Raw genomic sequence first — 24,812 nt, forward strand, 5'->3', positions numbered from 1 at the left:
TACTATTAATGTTTACTGTTCGCAGTAGCCAATTCGTATTCTTCTTGCGTTTGTTCATGGTCAATGCCCTCGTTAAAAGGCGATTTATTGCTGATTCGCTCTTGTAAGGATTGAAAGACGATAAACAGGGCGGGGATAACGAAAATACCAAATATAGTTCCGATTAACATGCCGCCTACCGCTCCGGTACCAATTGAGGTGTTACCTGCTGCACCAACACCTGATGATAACATCAGCGGTAATAAACCAAGAATGAAAGCGAAAGAGGTCATCAAAATAGGGCGTAAACGTGCTGTTGCACCATCAATTGCGGCATTGGCAATACTCATTCCTTTTCTTCTTCTATCTACTGCATATTCTACAATCAAAATCGCATTTTTGGCTAAAAGCCCCACAAGCATGATCAGCGTAATCTGCGTATAAATGTTATTATCTACACTGAAAATTTTATCGAAAACGAATACGCCTGCTAAACCAACCGGTAAAGAGAATAAAACCGCCAATGGTAAAATATAACTTTCGTATTGTGCTGCGAGTAAGAAATAAACAAAGATTACACAAAGTAAAAAGATAAAAACCGTCTGGCTTCCTCCAGCCATCTCCTCACGTGATAAACCTGAGAATTCGTAACCGTAACCTGCCGGAAGGTTTTTGGCTGCCTCTTCCTGAACAGCTTTTAATGCATCACCTGAACTGTAGCCCGCATTTGGATTACCCGTTACCGATATTGAAGTAAACAAGTTGAAACGCGAAATGGCTTGTGGTCCATATACTTTGGTTAACGTTATAAACTCCGATACCGGAGCCATTTGCCCAGAAGAGGTTCTAACGAAAATGCGGGTTAAAGTTTGCTCATTTGCACGGTACTGCGCGTCGGCCTGGTACATTACCCTAAACTGTTTACCAAATTTGTTGAAATTTGAGGCATAAACACCACCATAATAGCCTTGCATTACACCCAATACATCACTAACATTCAGGCCTGCCTGTTTAACCTTTGCCACATTTACATCAATCTGATATTGCGGGAAATTTGGATTAAAGGAAGTAGATGCATATTGGATTTCGGGACGTTTACTTAACGCTGCTAAAAATCCATTTCCAATTTCGTTGAATTTTTTGATATCTCCACCAGTTTTATCCTGTAACTGGAACTCAAAACCACCACTGGTACCGAAACCCTGAATAGTTGGCGGCGCAAAGAAAATAATTTTTGCCCCTTTAATGCCTGCTGTTTTTGCAAACAATTCGCCAATAATCGCTTTTACGTCTCGGCCCTTACGTTCGTCCCAGGGTGTTAAACGTGAAATTACCATACCGTATGAACTGCCTGAACCACTGATCATGCTTCGGCCAACAATCCTTAACGTATTTTTAATTTCTGGTATCTGGTGCGCAATACTATCAATCTTGGTAATGATCACACTGGTTTCTTCCTGCGAAGTTCCTGCCGGTAAGGAAATATCACTCATAATGGTTCCCAAATCCTCATTCGGCACGAAACCTTTGGGTGTAGTATTCATTGTCCAAACCAGTAGTCCAACGAAAAAGGCAATAGCCAAACCAACGATCCATTTTTTTCTGGAAAGAAAACTTACCGATTTTTTATATTTTCCGGTTACGGCATCGAAAGAGGTATTGAAAGCATCGTAGAAACGCTCTAAAAAGTTTTTAGATTTTTTGTGTTCTTCTTTATGCGGTTTTAAGAATAAAGCACATAATGCCGGACTTAATGTTAAGGCGTTAATGGCCGACAAAATAATCGAAATCGCCAGTGTTAAACCAAATTGTTTATAAAATACGCCTGATGATCCGGAGATAAAACTCACCGGGATAAAAACGGCAGCCATTACCAGAGTGATCGATATAATTGCTCCGCTAATGTCGTCCATGGCATCAATGGTTGCTTTTTTGGCATCAGTATAACCTTCATCCAGTTTGGCGTGTACTGCTTCTACTACCACAATCGCATCATCTACCACAATACCAATTGCCAATACCAAGGCAAATAAGGTGAGCAGGTTGATGGTAAATCCAAATAAACTCAGGAAAAAGAACGTTCCGATAATGGCCACTGGTACACTAATTGCCGGAATCAAGGTTGAACGGAAATCCTGTAAGAAGATAAACACCACCAGGAATACCAGAATAAACGCTTCAATCAAGGTGTGAAGTACTTTTTCAATCGATGCATCCAAAAAGTCGTTTACGTTAACCAAAGTAGAGTAATGTACCCCTTTTGGAAAAGATTTTTGAGCTTCATCAAGGGTTTTGATCGAGTTCTCGATTACCTCCTTTGCGTTTGAACCAGCTGTTTGGTTAATTGCGATACCCAAAGCCTGTTTCCCATTGAATTTAACCGAACTGGCATAACTTTGTGCACCTAACTCGATTCTGGCAATATCTTTTAAACGAAGAATCTGGCCATTATCGGTAGTCCGGATAATAATATTACCAAACTGCGCCTCATCTTTTAACCTGCCTGTATATTTTAAGGTGTACTGAAATGCCTGATTACCAAGCTCTCCAAACTGTCCCGGGGCAGCCTCCACGTTCTGATCGGCAAGGGCTACGCTAATATCGTTTGGTACCAGGCCATAAGTGGCCATCACATCGGGCTTTAACCAGATCCGCATGGTATAATCCAGCGTTCCAAACGCACTCGCATCACCAACACCGTTGATCCTTTTAATCTGTGGAATGATGTTGATATTGGCATAATTCTGCAAAAACTTCTGATCGTAGGAAGGATCGTCGCTATACAAACCAAATATCAATACGTTACTCGCTTGTCTTTTCGCGGTAATCACACCCGACTTGGTTACCTCTGCAGGTAATAAACTGGTCGCGCGTGCAACCCTGTTCTGTACGTTAACTGCTGCCAGATCGGGATTGGTACCTAATTTAAAGTTTACTGTAATGGTTGCGGTACCATCGTTACTGGCGCTTGAAGTCATGTAGGTCATGTCTTCCACACCGTTTATCTGCTCTTCCAGTGGAACAACCACACTATTCATCACCACATCGGCATTGGCACCCTGGTATGATGTAGAAACCTGCACCGTTGGTGGGGCAATTTCCGGGTATTGTGAAACCGGCAACGTAGCTAAACCTAAAACACCGAGTATAACGATGATGATGGATATAACCGTTGATAAAACCGGTCTTTCTATAAATTTCTTAAACATAATTAATATTGATTACACTATGAAAGTGTGATAAGCAACATGATATTGTTATTTCTTGATCTCAGCATAAACTGAATCGGCACTTTTCTCTTCTGGTTTGACTTTTGTTCCGTCTTTTAACGATTGGAAGCCTTCCAAAACAATTTTATCTCCACTTTTAAGGCCTTTGGTTACTACATAGAACTTTCCTTTGGCCAAATCCATAATCTCAATTTCGGTGTTAATTACTTTAGCAGAGTCACCTAAAACATAAACGAACTTTTTACCCTGTAAATCGATTGTTGATTTTTGAGGAATTAGAATGGCATTCTCAATGTGCTGCGGAACCCTTACAGATGCGCTGGCGCCATTTTTTAATAAAGACGTAGGGTTAGGGAATGTGGCCCTTAAACTTGCAGAACCTGTGCTGGTATTAATCTGTCCGTTAATGGATTCGATTTTGCCATTTTGGGCATAAACTGTTCCATCTGCAAGTACCAGACTTACTGCTGGAATGTTTTTCATTTGCTGGGCCAAAGTATTTCCTTTATATGTTCTGGAAAAATCAAGTAGTTGTTTCTCGTTTAAAGAGAAGTAAGCATAAACCTTTGATATATTGGAAACTGTTGTTAAAGGCTGTGTACTGGTACTGCTTACTAAACTTCCATTTCTGAAAGGAATACTGCCAACTACACCATCAACAGGGCTCTTAACAGAGGTATAGCCTAAGTTAATCTGTGCATTTACCAGTTCAGCCTTTGCCTGTGCCAACGCTGCTTTTCTGCTTTGCAATGTTAATTGGGCAGCATCAAGATCGTATTTGCTAATGATGTCTTTTTCTACCAATGGCCTGGTTTTGTTTACGGTTAACTGGGCAGCATTAACATCTGCCTCTGCACTACTGATGGCCGCTCTTGCTGTGCGTACCTGTTGTTCGTACTGAGGCGCATTAATGGTGAAAAGTAACTGGCCTTTTTTGACCACGGTACCCTCGTCAACAAAAATCTTTTCAATAAAGCCATCAACTTTTGGGCGGATGTCGATATTTTGGATACCTTCAATGGTTGCCGGATAATCAGAATCTAAAGTTGTATTTTGTGTATTTACGGTAAAAACCGGATAGGTTTGTGGACCAGCTGCCGCAGCAGCAGCTGCTTTTTTCGCATCATCATTGTTTCCGCAAGATGCTAAAAGCATACCAATGCTCATGCTAAAAAAGAGAGTTGTAACTTTTCTCATGGACTATTTCTGTGTGTGTATAAATTTGAATTTCCGGGAATTAAGAGCGTCGCTAAAAATTAGGACTTCGATTTCCGGAATTATTGTCCAAAAATAGCGCCTAAGCAAAAATATATCTGTCCAAATTCTGTCATTTAATCAATCGATTGATTTATTTTCGAGGTTAGATATGTCTTATGTGTGATTAAACTATTGTTTATCAGTGTTTTAATCGTGTTTTGTATTCTAAAATAACGCTTGTAAATATCTTGAGACAGTTGTTAAAAGCTGTTAAATTGCTTAAAATAATCTTATTTTTTTGATTGGTCCTGTTTGTTTTACTAAACAGAAAATGGCATTGGTGTATATTTTACACTAAATGCTCGATTGTTACTCAATACGTTAAGTTTCTGAAAATTGATCGTTAAGCAAAAGCACTAGCCCACTTCTCCCTCGAAAACCAATTTGGCTGGTCCACATAAAAATACATTGGTAAATACTTTACCATCGTAATCGAACTCTATTTTAATGTCGCCTCCTAAAACCTTAATGTCAGTTTTAATATGACCGGTTTGGTTTTTATGTTTGGCCATAGCCATGGCAACCGCCGTAACGCCGGTACCACAAGCATAGGTTTCGTCTTCAACACCACGCTCATAAGTGCGTACAAATAAATGATCGCCTTTGTCTTCAACAAAATTTACATTAATGCCTTTTTCTGCATAGGTTGAATTATAGCGTATATTTTTTCCCTCGCTAAAAACATCAAAATCTTTTAAATTACTTCTCAGTGCAACGTAATGAGGCGAACCAGTGTTTAGTACGTAGGCTTCATTATCTTTTGTAATGGTATCAACATCAATCATTTGCAGATCGATCCATTCTCCGTTTTCTGAAATTCTGGCATAATGTGGGCCATCAACTGCCAAAAAGTTTGTGTCCCGATCAATAATGCCGAGTTGTTTGGCAAAGGCCACAATGCATCTGCCACCATTGCCGCACATGCTTCCAGGTTTACCATCTGCATTAAAATAATGCATTTCGAAGTCATAATCCTCATGTTTTGTGATAAACATTAATCCATCGGCGCCAATGCCAAATCTCCTGTGGCATAGCTGTTCAACTAATTGGTTGTCAATATCTTTTAATTGTTCGTTGGTGTGGTCTATTAAAATAAAATCGTTGCCTGCGCCCTGGTATTTAAAGAAATTAATTTTCATGAAAGCTTCATTTTCTAATGCAATATTTGAGATGCGAAAAGCCGGTTAATGATTTGTGTTTTTTGATTTAACATTTTTTAACACAAAACTAAGTGCTTTGATGATACAAATATCGTTTATATGGTATTAAATTTGAACAAACTTACTCAACAAAATTTAAGCAGATGAGAACTGCTGGAGCACTCTGCTTAAATCAAAATTAAAACGCTCCTGCAAACATACTTTAATAAATGAATATTATGAGCTAAACCATTAGCTAGCAAATTAGTTTATAATAAATCATGACCATTAAAAAACATACAGAAACATGAAAAAAATATTAGGAATTACCGTGTTAGCTGCTTTTATAGGTGGGGCAGCAGCAATCGGAGGTTATAAGCTGTTTGAGCGTAACCAGACAGGCAGTACAATTACTGATAAACAGAATTTATATTTCGCCAATAACCCCCTGAAAGTGTCATCAGCAGGTACTGCAGATTTCACCCAGGCGGCAGCGGCAGTGGCACCGGGTGTAGTGCATATTAAAACAACTTACGCAGCACAGAGTGGTGGCGGCAGAAGTTCTTCTCCTTTTGACATGATGGAGGATTTCTTTGGTGGCGGTGGTCGTCAGATGCAGCGTATGCCTAGGGCAGCATCAGGTTCTGGTGTAATCATCAGTCAGGATGGTTATATCGTAACCAATAACCATGTAGTAGAAAATGCAGAGAAGGTTGAAGTGGTTTTAACAGACAGGCGTAAGGTAGAGGCGAAAATAATTGGCCGCGACCCCAATACGGATTTAGCATTAATCAAGGTAAATGCAACTGGTTTGCCTGTTGTAAAGATGGGTAATTCAGATAATGTACAAGTTGGAGAGTGGGTATTAGCGGTTGGTTTCCCGTTAGATTTAAATACAACGGTAACAGCGGGTATTGTAAGTGCAAAAAACCGTAGCATCGGTATAATCGGCCGTGAGCAACAAGGTAATGAAATTACAGAAGAAGAATATCGTGAATACCAACGTACCGGCAAAAGACCAGATCGTCCGGCTAATACCAGTATTGAATCATTTATCCAAACAGATGCTGCCATTAACCCTGGTAACAGCGGTGGTGCACTTGTAAATGCTAATGGCGAATTGGTGGGGATTAATTCGGCAATCGCATCGCAGAGCGGATATAACCAGGGATATGGGTTTGCTATTCCGGTTAACCTGGCCCGCAAAATTGTAGACGATTTTATGAAATATGGTTCTGTTAAACGTGGTTATATTGGCGTTAACTTTGTGCCGTTAAGTGGTGAAGAAAAGCCTGAAGGTATCAAGACCAATGAAATAAGTGGTTTATATGTGAGTGATGTAGTTGCCGGAGGCGGTGCTGCTGCGGCGGGCATTAAAGCAGGTGACGTAATTAAAAAAGTTGACGGAGTAGTGATTAACGATTCACCCGATCTTCAGGAAAGGGTAGGCCGTTTAAATCCTGGAGATAAAGTTAAGTTAACCGTATTGCGAGATGGTGCGCTTAAAGATTACACTGTAACGCTAAAAGGAGAAGCAAGCGTTGGCCTTACGGCTAAGAATACGGCTGGCAAAGGCATGGAAGTTTCTAAACTAGGTGCAACTTTCGCTCCGGCTACTCAAGCACAAAAAGCGAAATATGGAATCAACAGCGGTGTGGTTGTAACATCGGTTACTACCGGTAAAGCTTTCGATAATATCGGAGTAGAAAAAGGTTTAATTATCACGAAGGTAAACGGACAACCCGTAAATTCTGTGGCTGATGTTCAAAAAGCATTGCCTTTAGGCAGAAATAATATGGTAAGCATTTCTGGTGTGAGCGAGCAAGGCTCATATAATTACAGTTTTCCTGCACAGTAATTAGTTGTAATAAATAGTTAAAAGGCTTCCCAATTTGATTTGGGAAGCCTTTTTTATTTTAATCCTGATTGATTGTTTCTTGGTTGGCGTGGCAGGCATCTGCGCATTCTTCGCATGCCACTGCACACTGCCTGCAGTGTTCATGATCGTGCTTGCTACATTCAGCTGCGCAAAGTCTGCATATTTCTTCGCATAACAGTAAATATTGATGTCCTATAATCGAATCTCTTTGCAATAATCTGGCCGCCTGGGTACAGATATCAGCACAGTCCCTATCCAGTTTAATACAATCGATCATCATGTTGATATTTTCTTCTTTCAAGCAAGATGATGCACAGTGTTCACAAGCTAGCGCACAATCCAGTAAGGTTTGGATTAAAGCATGGTTGTTTCTCGTTTCCATATTGTAATTGTTTTAGTTACACATGTTTTTATAATAATAACCTGCCAGCCTGTCAAACAGTTTTTTTTAAATTGAGTTCACGTGGTATATTGTTTTATGTTTAATAGACGATAACCTTATCTGATATCTCAGTAATGTTACCTATACATTTTTCTTTTCGCTGCCAGTGAAACACAGTCCATCTCCAAATGAAGATTGTTGAATCGGTTTCGATATCAGTACATTTTATGACCTATTATCTGGCAATATTTAAGTGTGAACTGTTAAAATATCTTAAATCTTAACTGCTCAGCCTTGTTCCTGATACATAAATCAATATTCATCCGTTTTTCATAATCAAGATATAGCTTCGTTATCATCGATTGTTTACAAGCCCTTAGGGAGATTAATTAATTTTTATAGTTCCACATTAGAATCAACAAAAAAAACTGAATATTATGGCTTTAGCTAATATTAACCTCAGCGTAAAACAATATTTCAATTTCATGTGCAGAACGGATTTTGAAAGGCGGATATTTCATGATACTTATAAAGAATTTCAAAAAAGATCAGCCATATATAGTTTAGATCAACACCTGCATACCTTCTCTGAGATGCAGCAAGCCAATGAAAAGGCCATTGCGCTAAATCAGAAGCTTCAGTACGCGGTGATGAACAGCATTGCAGCCTTGGATTGTAAAATGCCTGTTTTAAATGACCTTGAAAATCGTCCAGTCATTTTTGATTATGCTGAGCTACATATTTATGCTTCAGATCTGCGAAATAAAGCAGCGCATGTTGTGTCCATTACCTATACCAGTCCGGAACTTGTTTTACATGAGATTGTTGATGATTTGCTGATCATGAGCTATAGCGCCAAAGAATACGAAACATTGGTTGTAAAGATTTCCGAGAATGTGACGGTGAATTATGATCAAAGCAAAAGTCTTATTTTTAGCTGATTTTCCACCTATTGATAGATAGGGTACGGCAGATTATGACACGATTTTTATCGGCAATCTTTACGCGTTTTAGGCAGAAAAACCAAAGTTGACCGTCGTTCTGAAGGTGTTTTATTTCTAAAATGTTAACAAAACTCGGTAAATCGTCGACCAAAATACTTTAATGAATAGGCTCTAAAGGGCAAATAGTCAATATATTTATAGATTTTAACATAATAAAAAATAAAAAATTTATTATGGGTATTTAAGCCTATATTTGGTGTAAATTAAAATACAATATAATGCAACAAGGAACAGTAAAATTTTTTAATGAAACTAAAGGTTTCGGATTTATCATTCCATCTAATGGCGATGCCGAAATTTTTGTTCATGCTTCAGGCTTAATCGATAACATTCGCGAGAATGATACCGTAAACTACGATGTAGAAGAAGGTAGAAAAGGCCTAAATGCGGTAAATGTTAAAGTAGCTTAAGAAAACTCGAATACATAAATCGTAAAAAGTCCCGATGTAAATCGGGACTTTTTTTATGATTTTTTATGAGCCAGGTTTACGTTATTATTGATTGGCTAAATGTTTGCCTATTTCAGTGTCCACAAAATCAAGTGTGAGGTCATTATTGCTGAGCACTATGCCATTTCTATCTGCCAAAAAGAAATATGTTGCGCTATAATTACTTAAGTTTTTTGCGTTAGGTGATTTCTCCCCCAAAAGGTCTGAATATTGCGGCCAGGTCAGTTTATCGGCATTAATTACATTTTTCCAGCTATCTTTATTCTTATCGAATGATACACCAATGAACTCTACGTTCTGATCCTTATATTTTTCGTAAAGATGAGCCAATATCTGGTTGTTTTTTCTGTTTTTTCCACTATAGGAAACCCAGCAGATAATTAGGTTAACTTTTTTCAATATGCTTAAATTAAACTTTTTCCCATCAGGTGTCTCGCCTTCGATGTGGGGCATTTTATTTCCTGCCATCATCTGGTTGGCCTGCATAATTTCTGAAAGCAGTTTTTTGCCTCTTTTGCTTTCCTGTACTTCCTTATCCAAGCCTTTAAAAATGGACAGGTATTTTTTAGCTTCAGAACCTGCTCTTCCAAATCTGTCTAGTAAAAATATAGTAACATCGGATTTAGGATGATTTTTGGCAAAAATTTCAATATTATTTAGTTCTGAACTAATTTTTTTCGCTCTCCATATATCAGCCTTTTTCGCCTTTTCTGCAATATTGTAAGGGGTAGCGAGGTTGAATTCACGCTCGGCGAGCGCCAAGCTATCCAGCAGGCTTCTGTTCATTTCTGCTTTTTGTTTGTAAAAGCTGATCATTTCTTCACCTTCTTTAGTCGGTAAGATTTTAAACGGGTAAGTCGCAGCGTTTTTTCCGTCAAGAACCCCCTTATAATTCCCCTTGTCCAGATAAAAGTAATATTCTTCATCATGGCCGTCATCATATGTACTCAATATGGCGTAACCTGTTTTGGGCATGTTAATCCTGAACGTTTGATTGCCATTTGTGATATTTTCGACTTTTAAGGTTTCGCCGTTTTCTGAACTTTGGACGGAGATCACCGCATTGGGGCCGAAATTTTTGGTTTCGAAATTAAAAATAGCAGGAGCGGGATCACAGCTATAATAGAAGCAGGCAAATAAAATAAGTAAGTAGCGCTTTCTTTTCATATTGATCAATTGGTGAAGTAATATAACGAAAAAATTAGTTCTATGGCGAAATTTTATTTCAATTATGTTTGATCATTTATCTAAGATATTGGCTTAATTATCAGGAGTTTTTTGTCAGATTTAACATTCAAACGTTATTAATCACGCAACGCTAAAAACTGGTAATGAATTGAGCATTTATTTCGATAGCGGTAACGTTTCAGCCAGGCATCCCGATGTTATTCTGATTGCTTAATGTTCTAAAAGCATTTAACCAGACCACTACGTTTAACCGTTATCAAAATCGAAACGCTAAATAAGCATATATTCTTTCGATTAATTACGAATATGCTTTAGAATGTTTCTAAATAAATGTTTTATCGCTGTTTTGTCATAATCGTTTATAAATTAAACTCATAATTAGATATTTTTGCAGGAAATTTAGATATAAATCCTAATCAAATGAGTGGTTTCGGAAATGCACTTTCTTCATCAATAGGAAGAAAATACGTAATGGGTATTACAGGGATATTCCTGATACTTTTTTTAATTGTACACGCTGGTATTAATTCGTTAATATTTCTTGACGATAATGGTCTGAAATTTAATATTGGAGCACATTTTATGGCTACCAACTGGATCATTAGAGCAGGCGAGTACATATTGTTTTTAGGTTTACTTGTGCACATTTACCAGGCAGTTAACCTAACTATCCAAAATAAGAAAGCAAGACCCGAAGGTTACGCAGTTTATAATGGTAGTGCTAACAGCAAGTGGTACAGTCGGTCAATGGGCTTGTTGGGGACTTTACTGTTAATTTTTCTTGTTATTCACCTAAAGGATTTTTGGGTGGTTTCCCGTTTTACAGGAATTCCGACCGTTGATGCCAACGGGAATGAAGATTTATATGCAGTAATGAAAGAGAAGTTTCAGGATCCGGTTAGGGTTGTTGCTTACGTTTTGTTAATGATTTCTCTCTGTTACCACTTATTACATGGTTTTGCATCCGCATTCCAAACAATGGGATGGAACCATTCAAAATATAATGGAATTATTAAACGTGTTGGTGTATGGTATGCCATAATTATTTCGATCGTATTCGCATTGATGCCAATTGCAGTTTACACACATTTAATTGATTAAGTTTTAGCACAAAAGATATATGTCAGATATTAATTCAAATATTCCGGAAGGCGAATTAGCCAGTAAATGGACAAAATATAAGTCTTCTGTGCCTTTGGTTAACCCATCGAACAAAAGAACTATTGAAGTAATCATTGTTGGTTCAGGTTTAGCAGGTGCTTCAGCAGCGGCAACTTTGGCTGAAATGGGTTACAAGGTTAAATGTTTTTGTTTTCAGGATTCACCACGGAGAGCACATTCTATTGCTGCTCAGGGGGGGATCAACGCAGCAAAAAACTATCAGAATGATGGTGATAGTGTTTATCGCCTTTTCTACGATACGATTAAAGGAGGTGATTATCGCGCCCGCGAGGCCAATGTGCATCGCTTGGCAGAAGTAAGTGCCAATATTATAGATCAATGTGTTGCACAAGGTGTGCCTTTAGCCCGCGAGTATGGGGGTTTGTTAGATAACCGTTCATTTGGTGGTACACAGGTTCAGCGTACTTTCTATGCTGCTGGCCAAACCGGTCAACAGTTATTATTGGGTGCATATTCTGCCTTAGAACGCCAGATTGGTATGGGTAAAGTAGAGATGTATACCCGCCACGAGATGCTTGAGGTGGTTAAAATTGATGGCAAAGCACGTGGTATCATTGCCCGTAACTTAATTACAGGAGAAATCGAACGTCACTTCGGTCACGCCGTTGTATTAGGAACAGGTGGTTACGGTAACGTATTCTACCTTTCTACCAATGCAATGGGAAGTAATGTGACTGCAGCCTGGAAAGCACATAAGCAAGGTGCTTATTTTGCAAACCCTTGCTACACGCAGATTCACCCAACCTGTATCCCCGTTTCTGGCGATCATCAATCTAAATTAACCCTGATGTCTGAATCGTTGCGTAACGACGGACGTATCTGGGTTCCTAAAAAGAAAGATGACAACCGTAAAGCCTCAGAAATTCCTGAGGATGAAAGAGATTATTATTTAGAACGCCGTTATCCTGCTTTTGGTAACCTGGTTCCCCGTGATGTGGCCTCGCGTGCAGCGAAAGAGCGTTGCGATGCAGGTTATGGTGTTGGTGCTTCTAAATTGGCTGTTTATTTAGACTTTAAAGCCAATACAGAGCGTTATGGAAGAATCGAAGCGGCTAAGGCAGGTAACCACAATCCGGATAAAGAAACCTGCATGCGTTTAGGTACAGCGGTGATTAAGGAAAAATATGGTAACCTGTTTGATATGTATGCGCAGATTACTGGTGAAAATCCTTATGAAACGCCGATGCGTATTTATCCGGCAGTTCACTATACCATGGGTGGTTTATGGGTTGATTATAACTTAATGACATCAGTACCAGGTTTATATTGCACCGGAGAGGCTAATTTCTCTGATCATGGAGCCAACCGTTTAGGTGCATCTGCTTTAATGCAAGGTTTAGCCGATGGTTATTTCGTTTTACCTTACACCATAGGTGCTTATTTATCAAAAGAAATTTCAACCAAAGCTATCCCGACTGATCACCCGGCGTTTGTAGAGGCAGAAGAAAGGGCAGCAGGCATCTTAAATAAGCTGATCAACATTAAAGGAAAGAAGTCTGTAGATCATTTCCACAAGCGTTTAGGTCACATTATGTGGGAGAAATGTGGTATGGCACGTAACGAGAAAGGCTTAAAAGAAGCCATTGAGGAAATCAGGGCATTACGTGCTGAATTCTGGAGTGATGTTCGTGTGCCTGGTGCAGTTAATGAGCTTAATCCTGAACTTGAAAAAGCAGGCCGCGTAGCTGATTTTATCGAACTGGGTGAGTTGATGTGTATTGATGCCTTAAACCGCAATGAAAGTTGTGGTGGCCACTTCCGCGAAGAGTACCAAACAGAGGAAGGCGAAGCATTACGCGATGACGTAAATTACGCTTACGTAGCCGCCTGGGAATTTAAGGAAGGTGTAAACTTCGAACTTCACAAAGAAGAACTGAAGTTTGAAAATATTAAAGTTGCACAAAGAAGTTATAAATAGCAGAGCGCATGGTGCAAAGTGCTTTCAAGCGCTCTGCTCTATGCTCCCCGCCTAAATCTCAATATCATGAGTACAGGAAATATGAACTTAACGCTAAAAGTTTGGCGTCAAAAAGATAACAAAACCAAAGGTGCTTTGGTAGATTATAAATTGGCCGATATTTCACCGGATATGTCTTTCTTAGAGATGTTCGATGTATTAAACGAACAATTGATTAACAAAGGTGAAGAGCCGGTTGTATTCGACCATGATTGCCGCGAGGGTATTTGTGGAATGTGTTCAATGTTTATCAATGGCCGTCCGCACGGACCAAAAGATTTAGTTACGACCTGCCAGTTGCACATGCGTTCATTCAAAGATGGCGATACCATAGTTGTTGAGCCTTGGAGAGCTGCCGCTTTTCCGGTAGTAAAAGACTTAACCGTAGATCGTTCGGCATTTGACAGGGTTATTGCTGCCGGTGGTTTTATTTCAGTAAATACCGGTAATGCACAAGATGCAAATAACTTACCAATCCCTAAAATGCAGGCAGATGCGGCTTTCGAAGCGGCTGCTTGTATCGGTTGTGGTGCTTGCGTAGCAACTTGTAAAAATGCTTCTGCAATGTTATTTGTATCGGCTAAAATTTCACAACTGGCTTTATTGCCACAAGGCCAACCGGAGCGTTATCGTCGGGTACAAAGTATGGTTGCGCAAATGGATGCTGAAGGTTTTGGTAACTGTACCAATACTGGTGCTTGTGAGGCGGAATGTCCGAAAGGAATTTCTTTAGAAAACATCGCACGTATGAACCGCGATTTTGCAACTGCCAAATTTATTTCAGAAGAAACTGTTTAAACATTATACTGTATTTCTGGTTTACCAGCCAGATACTGAGCCTCCACCTAGTGGAGGCTTTTTAGTTTTGCTTAAGTCGTTTTAGTATAATAGCATGCCCTGGCATTATTATTTTTGTAAATTTAATAAGGAAATTTTCAATGCTTTTTAAGCAGGCAGATAGTTAAAGCAATACTTGTTTCACACAATTTTCGACTATTGTGAAAACATATGAAACTTCATGTTTTGAAATCGAAAGGTTGCAAAATAAATTGCTGCCGAAATAAAAGTTTGCGAAGTTGCAATAATCTTATGTCTGCATATTAAAATTTTGCATTTTTGGAAATTTTATTCTGCATTATTTGTATATGTATTAAAGTTTTTATAAATTTAATCTTCCGAGACAGGAGAGAAAACACGAAACCCCGGCAATTTTGCAGGGGTTTCGTGTTTTTTGGAAAATTAAATTTTTAATATTATTCCAATTAATTTTTATGTGATACTGCTTTTTTAGTGGTAATATTTATCACTCGATATTTACCTTTTTCACTATATAATTTTTGAGAACCAGCATCTTTTATTACCTCTATTGCTATAGTGCTAAAAGTTAGCGTCTTTATCTCCTGTAGTAGCCTCTTTTGAGTTAAATGGGCTAAAAATATTATATTTTGGCGCTTTACTGGTTACCAAAATTACACCGCCTTTCGCTTTTGGTCCATATAAATCCGTTGCGGCTTTATCTTTTAATACCTCCATTGATTCGATATCATCTGGATTAACCTTACCCAGCAGATCATTATCTGCTAATTTAACACCATCCAAAATGATTAGCGGATCAATATTGCTACCCGTTGTCAATCTGATTTTGTCATCAGAAATATGGCTTGTTTTTGTTTCTGTTATAGGATTGGCGAGTGTGAAATTAACATTGATATTATACTTTACCCTTACGGCAAAGCCATTTTTAATGCCCGGATTCCATTTTGGCGATTCTTTTAGAACCCTTATCGCTTCTTCGTCAGTACCACTTCCTAAACCTCTGGTAATCTGTACGTCAGAAAGGGAACCATCTTTTTCAACCACAAAACTAAGGAAAACCTTACCCTGTACATTGTTATCCTGCGCTATCTTTGGGTACCTTATATTGCTGACCACATATTTATAAAATTTGGCTATGCCGCCCGGAAATTCTGGTTGTTTCTCGATGGAAACAAAATCATAGATGTCATCTGTATTCTCAGATTTAATACCACTGGTTCCGGTATTTTCAGGAAGATAGGATAGGATATTAATTTTGTTCAGATTTATATACCCGCCCGATTTAGGCAACAGGCTGTTCTTAAATTCTTTTGAGGATTCAGGAATGCTAAAACCTACTGTTAGTGCATATTTGCCATCAGCAACAGATTTGAACCCCTTATAAGATAAAATAACCCTTATCAATTCTTCATCGCAGCCAGTACCTAATTTTACATTTGAGGCGATATGGGTGACCTTACCTCCTTTAACATTAAATCTTACCTGTGAATTACCTTGAATCTGATCGCTGTTTGCTGCTTTCGGATATTTGATGTTTACCGCCAAAAATTTATAAAATCCCTTCCAGCTGGGATCTGTGTTACCATCAACAGAATTTGTTGTTGCCTTGATAGTTTTCTCTTGTGTTGTCACCATGTTTTCAACCATTTCTATTGGCTTATCCATTGGGATTTGATCGGTAATAGATATTAGCTTCTCATTTTTACGTACTGTAGCAGATGAAAACAAAATGAAAAGTGCGAATAGCGGAATAAAAATTCCATACTTTAAGATAGCGATCTTTTTAGAGCGCTCTTTATGAAGCATGAAAATTCTCTTTTTGATCAGCGATTTTTCTAAAAAGCCGTTTGTTAAGCTATTTGGTGAAATACCGAATGATTTGCTGAGTAACAACATGGCGTAGGCTGCCTTGTCGCCTTGAAACTCGGCAGCGAGTTCATCAGCTAAATATTCGTGGATATTTTTAATAGTTTTCTTGTAAAAATAAATCACCGGGTTTAACCAGGTAATAATTCCTATAATTTCGAAAAATAAAATATCCAGCGTGTGCCACTGCTTGATGTGTGCTTCTTCATGCATATCAATCACATCCATCTGTGGTAATCCCTGATCAATCACTTTTCTGCCGAAAAAAGAAAATGCTGAACCAGCTTTACTTATTGTGAAGAGCTTTTTTACGGCCAGTAAGTTAAATATGAATCTGCCAAAAAAGAACAGGATTCCTGCACAGTAAATATATACAAATGCATTTCCCCAACTAAAGCCATCGTTACGTTCGGTTACAATTGTTGCCTGCGCCAACACCGCTTCCCAATTAACTGATGTGTAAACCTGCTGCGCCGCTTTTTGTTCCGTTAACCACTCTAAACGGATAAATGGAGTGCATAAAGACAGAACTCCGGCAGCTACTAAATAAATACGGTTTAAAGTGAAGTAGGTTTCTTTATCTAACAGTAATTTGTAAAAGCCAAAAAAAACAATTAAGTATAAGTTTACCTGTAATAAGTAATGGGCAAAACTCATTTTGGCTTATGTTTAATCTGATTAATCATTTTCAGAATTTCATCAACGTCAGTTAAATCCAGTTTTTCTTCTTTAACAAAGAAAGAAAACATACTCTCTACAGAATTCTCGAAGTAATTACCCAGGAGTTTTTCTGTCGCATGCCTTTTATATTCTTCTTTACTGATTAAAGGGTAATACTGATGAGCCTTTCCGAAAGCTTCATGGCCAATAAAACCTTTGGTTTCCAAAATTCTGATGATGGTTGATACGGTGTTGTAAGCAGGTTTTGGAAGGGGGAGCTCTTCAATTACCTCTTTAACAAATGCTTTTTCCAACTGCCACAAAACCTGCATGATCTGCTCTTCAGCTTTGGTTAAATCTTTAATTTCCATAATAGTTAATAATAATAAGGATGATAGCAAATTAATTTGCTTTTAACTAAAGTTAAAACTAATTGGTTAGTTGCCCAAATTTTTACCGATAATTATTTGAAAATAATCACATAGCGTTTTTATTACCATTATAGAACTTCTATCTACGGCAAAGTAATAGAAAATACAGGATTTATATTTTTGATAATCAGAGTTTTGTATGGTTTTCAGGTTAGATGTTGATGAGGTTGTTTTTGATGCCGTATACCACTAATCCGATGCGCGATCTGAGGTTTAATTTGGCAAAAAGAGATTCTCTATAGTTGTCAACTGTTCGTGGGCTTACATTCATGAGGTCGGCAATTTCTTTATAGGTAAGCTCAGTACTGCAATATTGTAAAAATGTAAGTTCTCTGTCAGAAAATGTCGGTTTCATGTCGCCCTCTTTTAAAGCCACTAAAAGCCTTCCTGATACCAGTTCATTTACATAATAACCCTTATCTACAAGCACCTTAATGGCGGTCAGCAGATCAGAAGGTGTAGATTCTTTGAGCATATATCCCCCGGCACCTGCTTTGAGCATCCCGATTATTGCTTTCTCATCCTCAAGCATGCTGAGTGCAAGTACATGAACATTTGGGTAATTGGCTTTAATCCATTTCGTAGTGGCAAAACCATCCATTTCCGGCATGTTGATGTCCATTAAAATTAGCTGAACTTCAGCATGTCGGTTGATTTTAGCTTGAAGGTCAATGCCATTAATGGCCTCGAACATCACTTCTATTTCATCAAATTCTTCCAGTAAACTGGCCAATCCGGAACGGAAGAGGGTGTGGTCGTCAACAATTGCGATGGAAATACTTGGCTGCTGCATAATTAAGGGTAAGGGATTTCAATTGTGAGAGAAGTGCCTTCTTCCGGCGCCGAATTTAATACTAATTTTCCATTGATCATCTCCATTCTTTTGTAAATAGAATTTAGGCCCATCCCTGATTTTTTACTCTTCATCTCAACCGGATCAAATCCTATCCCGTCTTCAGCTACCTTTAGATGTAAAATGTTTTTTTCCAGATAGGCATTGATCTGTATATGTTTGGCGTGAGCATGTTTTATAATGTTATTGATGATTTCCTGCAACAAGCGTAGAATAATCAAATCCTTATCAGGCGATGTGATTTGCAGGTCAATTAACTGGTTATTCACTTCCAGCTCATATTTGCCTGCTTTGCTAAGCCAGTTAATTTCCTGATCAATCGCATGGCCAATACCATTTTCGACCAGTTGTTCGCCATGTAATAGTTTGGCCAGCTCCCTTAACTCTTTAATGGATTTGTTAACGAGTGCCAAGGAATTGTCTATTTTCTTTTTGGCCTTCTCTCCGTCATTTAAATTTACGGAGTTTAAGGTAAGGGTGGTGAGGCTGAGCAACTGACCCACATTATCGTGCAATTCGGCAGCGATACTTTGCATGGTCTGATCTTGCACTTCTATACGGGTTTGAAGTATTTCTGATTCAAATTTCTGCTGCATATTCTGCTTTTCCAGAAAATGATTCTTTTTATGCCGATTGTAAGACCTGATGTATAAAATCAAAAATACGGGCACAAGAAGGAATATAAGCGTTGCAATGGCGACTAGAAATGCAATTCTCGTTGTTTCATTCTGCATATGAAGGAATATAGCCAACAGCCATATAGAATAAGGTTTAATACGATATAAATACAATATTTCACGGTAGCAAAGCCTATAAGTTTAACGGAAAACAATCCATCAAAAAGGTTAGACATTGTACTGCCAAAGTAGTAAAACAGAACGCCTGTAATCCACCAGAATTCCGGATGTGAGTGGATCTCAATGAAGTTTTCATCTTTTAACAGCAAGTAATAATAGTAAAGGCAAAAAAGAGTGAAAATCACAGACATTACAGTAATTGTAACTGTATTTAAATTCGAAAAGGGTTGCGTAATTAAAAAGAAAATATAAGTTAGGCTTATAATACCCAAACCTATCAAAATTATAGGCTTGGGATTTATATATTTTTTCAGGCAATGGTAGAGGCCGTATAATATGGTGCTGATTTCAAAAACAAGATAAATATTAAATAACCATAAATTATGTATTCCTCTTATGGCTAAATAAGCTGCAGCCTCTTCTGTAATGAACGCCACAGCTAAATAGCAGGTAATCACCTTACCGAAAGCATTTTTATCTTTCCATATCATATTGAGTGCAGCTATAAAGCAAATAACCTCTGCTATAAATATGGGGGATAGATATCTCATTGTTATAAAGCTACCCCGCTGCATTGATCAGGACAGCCTTGCCCGCGGTTTTCAATATTGCTTAGATCATCATAATGGTCGTTTCCTCCAACGCCATTTCCCACTCTTGGAGTAGTTGGTACCAATAATAAAGTATTTCTTCCTTCGTACGATTGAGGAACACCATCAATTGCTCCTTCCAGGTATTGTGCAAAATAAATTCTTAAACCGTCATATTTGCCTTCACTCATTGATTTTGCAATGTCCAAAATCTGTTCGGCCGGAAACCATACTGCCTTAGTATAACATTCTGAAGCGTTCATACCATCTTTGGCATAGGCATTTACCATAGCCTCCGCAACCTTGGGGTCGATAGGCTCCATATTTAATTTTTTGCTCATAAATTTAGATAATTTGTTTGTAAAAGTTTAAAAGTCGATAATAATTAATGATCTGTCAAGAAGTATTTGTAAATAAATACCGTAAAAATACCTTGCAATTTAGGGCGTTTTGTGCTAATATCATATTGCGCCTAGCCACTACTTTTGGTATACAATAGTAAGAAATAATTTTTTGCTATAACCAAACACTAATGTCCAAGCTTTAAAAACAAATATTTTAGACTTATTTCGGAATAAGTCTGTTTTAGGAAATTTTAGCAACTTAATTCTCTCAAAAATGATAACTAACATCCTATTGCAGGAAAATCATGGTTCGATTAGTGAAAGAGAAATTGAAATCGTACACCTTTTATCAATGGGTTACAACAGTAAAGAAATTGGTGCAATGCTTTTTATCAGCGAACACACCGTTAATACGCACAGGAGAAATATGGTAAGAAAATTAGATCTAAAAAATTCTTATCAATTGATTGTTTGGGCGTTTAAAGAAAGAATACTGTCTCTATAAGTTAAGATATATACAACCTCTCAGTCTAAACAAAAAGCCTGCTATTTGATACTAAAGTCAATTCAGCAGGCTTTTATTTGTGGGTATGTTTATAAGGGAAATGAACTTTGATCTGAGTGCAATTACTTTATGCTCTTTTTGGTTACAATAAAGTAACCAATGATAAAAAGAACTGAGGCATAAATTAAACTTGTCCATATTTCCTGGGTAAAAACAGGGAACGCTAATGGATCATCGCCTTGTTTTACCTTAGTTATTCTTAAAGCCAGCGTTGGCAAAGAATAGGGGTTCAGGTAAGCATATTTCCAACCTATGTTGGCCGTGATAATCCCCATGATGGTGCAAACAAAACCAATCCCCATTGGCTTAAGAAAATCGCTCCATAACAAGCTGAATATAAATTGTAGGGATAAAATGCCCAAAGAGGCTAAAGATAATTTGGTATAAGCGTTAATCAGAATTTTTAACGGATTGTATTGATCAAAGTTAAACTTAGGGACAATTACCTGCAGTAAATGCCCAAATGCATAGGTAAGTGTTCCAAATAAGAATAAGCAGATAAATATCAAAAGTATAGCATACAGGTATTTTGCAGCATAAATTGAAAATTTATTGAGGGGCTGGGCAAATAACATTTTCCAGGTATCGTTTTTATGTTCAATATTATTGACGGAAAAAGCCATAAATATGACGTAGAAAGGCATGATCAGGAATCCCATTACATTTAGTGATGCGCCGCTATAGCGTGCCCACAAAAGCATTGGAGGGTAGTGGCTAGCAATGATTTTTTCAGCGTCGTAATAAAAACCGGAACTGATTAAACCACAAATAATGAGTGGTAATAAAATGGCGGCCCAAAAGGCCAGGGTTTTCCTTGATTTGTAGAATTCTGATCGTAATGAAATATAAAGAGCGCGCATGTTAGTTGGCTTTAGTGATGTCAAGGAATAAATTTTCGAGATCTTTTCGTTGCCGGTACAGACTGCTCACAATAAAACCATTCTGGATTAATAATGTATTTAGCTCCCCGCTGTGTTGAGAAGAAATAAATGGTAAAGCAATTACGCGCTCCGTTTTGGCTGTAACTTCATATCCCTGCTTGATTAACAAGGTGCATGCATCTTCAATATTGTTAACTTCGATTTCGAGGCTGGGCTTGCTCATTAAATGAAGTTCGTTAATCGTACCCTGAAATAATAATTGACCTTGGTTTATAATGCCAACATGTGTTGCCGTTCTTTCTATTTCTGCCAATAAATGGCTGGAAACCAGTATTGTTTTTTGATGTTTTGTGGCTAAATCGATCATGAGGTTCCTGACTTCAATAATGCCATTTGGATCCAATCCATTGGTAGGCTCGTCCAGCAGGAGTAATTCAGGATCTGAGATTAGTGCCTGTGCAATGCCCAGGCGTTGTTTCATGCCCAGCGAATATTTGTTGGCTTTTTTATTTGCCGCTTCTGCTAGGCCTACCAGTGACAGCATTTCATCAGCCTTTGTTTTTTTAATGCCCAATAAGATACACCTGTTAACCAGGTTTTCTTTTCCTGTTAAATGGCCATAAATAGCCGGTTGTTCTACCAAAGCGCCTATACGTTTAAGGACCGATATGCGGTTACTGTTTATTTCCTTGCCAAATATAAAAACCTGGTCGGATGGTGACTTCAATAGGTTCAGCAGGATTTTGATGGTAGTGGTCTTGCCGGCGCCGTTAGGTCCTAAAAAACCATAAATGCTCCCTTTCGGGACCTGTAAAGATAAATCTTTTACTATAGCCTGGTTGCCAAAGTTAAAGTTTAAACCTACGGTTTCGATAGCGTAATTACCCATTATTACTATTTGAAAATAGCAGTTGCCTGTTTCACAATAGAACCTGATGTTTTTGTAGGTTTTACAACTATTTCTGCATCATTCTGATTGGTGTTAACGGTAAGCGTTAAAATAATCACCATAAATACTGGTAATAATAAAAGTAAAAATGGCGATGTGTTTGCTAACTTTTTCATGATCGATGGTTTTATTTGAGAGATTGTGAAAACACCGTCAGTAACTACTGTTTGATTTTTGAACTGGAATGCTGATGATGTTTTCATTTTGTTTTCGTTTTGATGATTCAAAGAAACTCAAGAAAAATAACCTGCTAAAATCTATTATACCAAGTGTTCAAGATTCTAGATCAACAGACATTTTTGGCGTTTGTCGATAAAATTTGCCTATTGGGCCGTTGGTAGAAAAAAAATGCCCGTTGGTAGATTGTATAAGTAAATCGATAAAACTTTATTTATTTTGGATGCATGAAAAGTGGTATAGCTATCCACGTCTGACTAGCTGCTATTTCTGGTAAATAATTTGTAAATGAAAGAAGGTAAAGGCGCTTTAATATTGCACAGTATTTTTTGGGCAACTATAGTGATAGGTGCGGTTGTAATTGTAATCACAACGGGCTCAGGAATAACGCTGAAGCGGGAATTTATTTCATTTGGTGTATTCGGAATCCTAAACATTTCACTTTTCTACATCAATTACATTTTTTTGATTCCTGAACTCATTAAAAGAAGAAAAAAGTATTGGCTTTACGTTTTTGCTTTTTTTCTGATGATTGCAGTTTTTGCATTAATTAAGACAGTCATTGCTGTCTTATATCCTGCGGATATGATGATGGTGAGGGGCAAGGCCGCTGAATACAATGTAAACGAATATTATGCAGGAAAAGCTTTCGTTGGTGGCTTTTTTATGATCAGTAGCTGCATTATCAAATTTACTATTGATTGGTTTGCGAGCGAGCGGATTCAGCGCAACTTAGAAAGTGAGCGTCGCGAGATGGAACTTCAGTTTTTAAAATCACAGTTAAATCCACATTTTCTTTTCAACTCGCTTAACAATATCTATTCATTGGCCTATCAAAAATCGGATAAAACTGCCGATGCGATTATGAAGCTTTCTGAAATTATGCGTTACATGATTTATGAAAGCAATACGCCAACCGTAGCCTTAAGTAAAGAAGTAGATTACCTAACCAGCTATATTGAATTGCAGAAGATACGTTTTAAGGATGGGGCCTATATCGAACTGACTTTGAACGGTGAGATCGATAATCAAAAAATTGTTCCTTTGATGCTGATTTCTTTTGTTGAAAATGCATTTAAACATGGTGTGGTAACTGATCCCGAAGAACCCGTGAAAATCAATATCATTGCCAACCAGAAGATTTTGCATTTTAGTGTAGTGAATAAAAAGAACCAACAGAATAAAGATGCACAGGGTGGAGTGGGTTTAACCAATGTAGAACGACGGTTACAATTGGTTTATCCTGACAGATATAAATTAAATGTTGTAAATTCGGCTACGCATTATACCTGTGAACTGATGATCGACATATAATCCGGGATAACCAAACATAAGCCGGATTAGTGATTAATTAAAATAATAACCTAAAATGAACCTAAACTGTATTGTTGTTGATGATGAGCCTTTAGCGCTTGATATTTTACAGGATTATATTTCTAAAGTGCCTTTTTTAACCATGGTTAAAAGGTGCGAAAACCCTATTGAAGCTTTGCAGATTGTTCAGGGTGGAGGAATTGATCTGGTGTTTTTGGATATTCAGATGCCTGAGTTGACCGGAATCCAGTTTTTAAAAATCGCTGGCAATAAATGCCATTATATATTAACCACTGCCTACCCGCAGTATGCTTTAGAAAGTTACGACCTCAATGTTTCGGATTATCTGTTGAAACCGATTGCGTTTGATCGATTTTATAAAGCAGTAGAAAAAGTTCATAATCAGGTAAAACCTGTTGAAGTACCCGCTAGTGTAGCACAACCCATTGTTACACCCGCACCTTTTTCGGGTTCACCAAACCCGGTTCAGGATTATATTTTCGTTAAAACAGAACATAAGATCCAGAAAATTTACCTGCACGATATTTTATATATCGAAGGATTAAAGGATTACATCTCAATTTTTACCAAAGATGAACGTGTAATTACGCTGCAAAGCATGAAAAAAATGGAAGAAGCTTTGCCTCAAAGTCAGTTTATCCGGGTACATAAATCATATATTGTAGCCGTTGATAAGATTGAAAGTATTGAGCGTAGCCGCATTACCATTAATCAAAAAACGATTCCCGTTGGCGATACCTACCGCGATGAATTTTTTAGGGTGATTGGGAATAAGAATATTTAGCGTGATTGGCGTTAGTCTTTTAGCGCTTAACCGGTTTAACCACTTAGCCATTTTGTTGCCATGGATTTACAGAAGCGGAGCATTTTTTAGATAGATCTCCATTTCGCTAAGCTACATC

22 protein-coding genes are annotated in these 24,812 nt (G+C 37.9%); 9 read left to right on the plus strand and 13 right to left on the minus strand.

Annotation, left to right across the window (positions count from 1 at the left end; translation table 11 throughout):
• Positions 1-5: 5 nt before the first annotated feature.
• The 3 genes from ACIQXP_RS12860 to dapF form a co-directional block, all read right to left on the minus strand.
• Positions 6-3,188 carry an efflux RND transporter permease subunit gene (locus ACIQXP_RS12860; RefSeq protein WP_387505579.1) on the minus strand — a complete coding sequence of 1,061 codons (3,183 nt, stop codon included), beginning with the start codon at positions 3,186-3,188 and terminating at the stop codon, positions 6-8.
• Positions 3,189-3,236: 48 nt separating this feature from the next.
• The gene (locus tag ACIQXP_RS12865; protein WP_387505581.1) at positions 3,237-4,406 is read right to left on the minus strand and encodes an efflux RND transporter periplasmic adaptor subunit; all 1,170 of its coding nucleotides are present in this window, start codon (positions 4,404-4,406) and stop codon (positions 3,237-3,239) included.
• 416 nt (positions 4,407-4,822) lie between these two features.
• A complete protein-coding gene (gene dapF / locus ACIQXP_RS12870) occupies positions 4,823-5,605 on the minus strand; it encodes a diaminopimelate epimerase (RefSeq protein ID WP_387505582.1) in 783 nt (260 codons plus the stop codon).
• Positions 5,606-5,912: 307 nt separating this feature from the next.
• On the opposite strand from dapF, the gene ACIQXP_RS12875 reads away from it, so the two are divergent.
• Complete coding sequence (locus tag ACIQXP_RS12875) at positions 5,913-7,463, plus strand: trypsin-like peptidase domain-containing protein (protein ID WP_145857609.1); 1,551 nt, start codon at positions 5,913-5,915, stop codon at positions 7,461-7,463.
• Positions 7,464-7,521: 58 nt separating this feature from the next.
• Here ACIQXP_RS12875 and ACIQXP_RS12880 read toward each other — a convergent pair whose 3' ends face one another.
• Complete coding sequence (locus ACIQXP_RS12880) at positions 7,522-7,866, minus strand: four-helix bundle copper-binding protein (RefSeq protein ID WP_387505584.1); 345 nt, start codon at positions 7,864-7,866, stop codon at positions 7,522-7,524.
• 437 nt (positions 7,867-8,303) lie between these two features.
• Between ACIQXP_RS12880 and ACIQXP_RS12885 the strand changes: the two genes are divergently transcribed.
• Together ACIQXP_RS12885 and ACIQXP_RS12890 are read left to right on the plus strand one after the other, a co-directional pair.
• Complete coding sequence (locus ACIQXP_RS12885; protein ID WP_293742793.1) at positions 8,304-8,807, plus strand: hypothetical protein; 504 nt, start codon at positions 8,304-8,306, stop codon at positions 8,805-8,807.
• A gap of 281 nt (positions 8,808-9,088) precedes the next feature.
• On the plus strand, positions 9,089-9,280 hold the full coding sequence (locus ACIQXP_RS12890; RefSeq protein WP_090984599.1) for a cold-shock protein: 192 nt from the start codon (positions 9,089-9,091) through the stop codon (positions 9,278-9,280).
• 84 nt (positions 9,281-9,364) lie between these two features.
• On the opposite strand, the gene ACIQXP_RS12895 is transcribed toward ACIQXP_RS12890, so the two are convergent.
• Positions 9,365-10,486, minus strand: coding sequence for a TlpA family protein disulfide reductase (locus ACIQXP_RS12895; RefSeq protein WP_387505586.1), 1,122 nt, complete (start codon positions 10,484-10,486; stop codon positions 9,365-9,367).
• 441 nt (positions 10,487-10,927) lie between these two features.
• Here ACIQXP_RS12895 and ACIQXP_RS12900 point away from each other — a divergent pair, with 441 nt between their 5' ends.
• The 3 genes from ACIQXP_RS12900 (at position 10,928) to ACIQXP_RS12910 (ending at position 14,444) form a co-directional block, all read left to right on the plus strand.
• Positions 10,928-11,608, plus strand: a complete 681-nt coding sequence (locus tag ACIQXP_RS12900) for a succinate dehydrogenase cytochrome b subunit (RefSeq protein WP_090984595.1) — start codon at positions 10,928-10,930, stop codon at positions 11,606-11,608.
• A 19-nt stretch (positions 11,609-11,627) separates the two neighbouring features.
• Entirely contained in the window at positions 11,628-13,607 is a 1,980-nt protein-coding gene (locus ACIQXP_RS12905) for a fumarate reductase/succinate dehydrogenase flavoprotein subunit (RefSeq protein WP_387505588.1), read from the plus strand.
• Positions 13,608-13,673: 66 nt separating this feature from the next.
• Complete coding sequence (locus ACIQXP_RS12910; protein WP_090984590.1) at positions 13,674-14,444, plus strand: succinate dehydrogenase/fumarate reductase iron-sulfur subunit; 771 nt, start codon at positions 13,674-13,676, stop codon at positions 14,442-14,444.
• A 579-nt stretch (positions 14,445-15,023) separates the two neighbouring features.
• On the opposite strand, the gene ACIQXP_RS12915 is transcribed toward ACIQXP_RS12910, so the two are convergent.
• From ACIQXP_RS12915 to ACIQXP_RS12935, 5 genes are all read right to left on the minus strand, one after another.
• Positions 15,024-16,985 (minus strand): TonB family protein, encoded by a 1,962-nt coding sequence (locus tag ACIQXP_RS12915; protein WP_387505589.1) that lies wholly within the window; start codon positions 16,983-16,985, stop codon positions 15,024-15,026.
• Positions 16,982-17,359 carry a BlaI/MecI/CopY family transcriptional regulator gene (locus tag ACIQXP_RS12920; protein ID WP_090984584.1) on the minus strand — a complete coding sequence of 126 codons (378 nt, stop codon included), beginning with the start codon at positions 17,357-17,359 and terminating at the stop codon, positions 16,982-16,984. Before ACIQXP_RS12920 ends, ACIQXP_RS12915 begins: the two co-directional genes overlap by 4 nt.
• Before the next feature lie 211 nt (positions 17,360-17,570).
• Positions 17,571-18,212 (minus strand): response regulator transcription factor, encoded by a 642-nt coding sequence (locus ACIQXP_RS12925; RefSeq protein WP_293742797.1) that lies wholly within the window; start codon positions 18,210-18,212, stop codon positions 17,571-17,573.
• A 2-nt stretch (positions 18,213-18,214) separates the two neighbouring features.
• The gene (locus ACIQXP_RS12930; protein ID WP_387505592.1) at positions 18,215-19,006 is read right to left on the minus strand and encodes a sensor histidine kinase; all 792 of its coding nucleotides are present in this window, start codon (positions 19,004-19,006) and stop codon (positions 18,215-18,217) included.
• Between the two features lie 616 nt (positions 19,007-19,622).
• On the minus strand, positions 19,623-20,000 hold the full coding sequence (locus tag ACIQXP_RS12935; RefSeq protein WP_387505593.1) for a hypothetical protein: 378 nt from the start codon (positions 19,998-20,000) through the stop codon (positions 19,623-19,625).
• 277 nt (positions 20,001-20,277) lie between these two features.
• On the opposite strand from ACIQXP_RS12935, the gene ACIQXP_RS12940 reads away from it, so the two are divergent.
• Positions 20,278-20,508 carry a response regulator transcription factor gene (locus ACIQXP_RS12940; protein WP_293742800.1) on the plus strand — a complete coding sequence of 77 codons (231 nt, stop codon included), beginning with the start codon at positions 20,278-20,280 and terminating at the stop codon, positions 20,506-20,508.
• 122 nt (positions 20,509-20,630) lie between these two features.
• Here ACIQXP_RS12940 and ACIQXP_RS12945 read toward each other — a convergent pair whose 3' ends face one another.
• Genes ACIQXP_RS12945 through ACIQXP_RS12955 form a run of 3 tightly spaced genes read right to left on the minus strand, consistent with a single transcriptional unit; the run spans position 20,631 to position 22,601 of the window.
• On the minus strand, positions 20,631-21,428 hold the full coding sequence (locus tag ACIQXP_RS12945; protein ID WP_293742801.1) for an ABC transporter permease: 798 nt from the start codon (positions 21,426-21,428) through the stop codon (positions 20,631-20,633).
• A gap of 1 nt (position 21,429) precedes the next feature.
• The gene (locus tag ACIQXP_RS12950) at positions 21,430-22,338 is read right to left on the minus strand and encodes an ABC transporter ATP-binding protein (RefSeq protein ID WP_387505594.1); all 909 of its coding nucleotides are present in this window, start codon (positions 22,336-22,338) and stop codon (positions 21,430-21,432) included.
• Between the two features lie 5 nt (positions 22,339-22,343).
• Complete coding sequence (locus ACIQXP_RS12955; protein WP_387505596.1) at positions 22,344-22,601, minus strand: hypothetical protein; 258 nt, start codon at positions 22,599-22,601, stop codon at positions 22,344-22,346.
• A 262-nt stretch (positions 22,602-22,863) separates the two neighbouring features.
• Between ACIQXP_RS12955 and ACIQXP_RS12960 the strand changes: the two genes are divergently transcribed.
• Entirely contained in the window at positions 22,864-23,889 is a 1,026-nt protein-coding gene (locus tag ACIQXP_RS12960) for a sensor histidine kinase (RefSeq protein ID WP_293742804.1), read from the plus strand.
• A gap of 55 nt (positions 23,890-23,944) precedes the next feature.
• A complete protein-coding gene (locus ACIQXP_RS12965) occupies positions 23,945-24,694 on the plus strand; it encodes a LytR/AlgR family response regulator transcription factor (RefSeq protein WP_090984566.1) in 750 nt (249 codons plus the stop codon).
• Positions 24,695-24,812: the final 118 nt, after the last annotated feature.

This window comes from Pedobacter suwonensis (assembly GCF_044762335.1).
Taxonomy (GTDB): domain Bacteria; phylum Bacteroidota; class Bacteroidia; order Sphingobacteriales; family Sphingobacteriaceae; genus Pedobacter.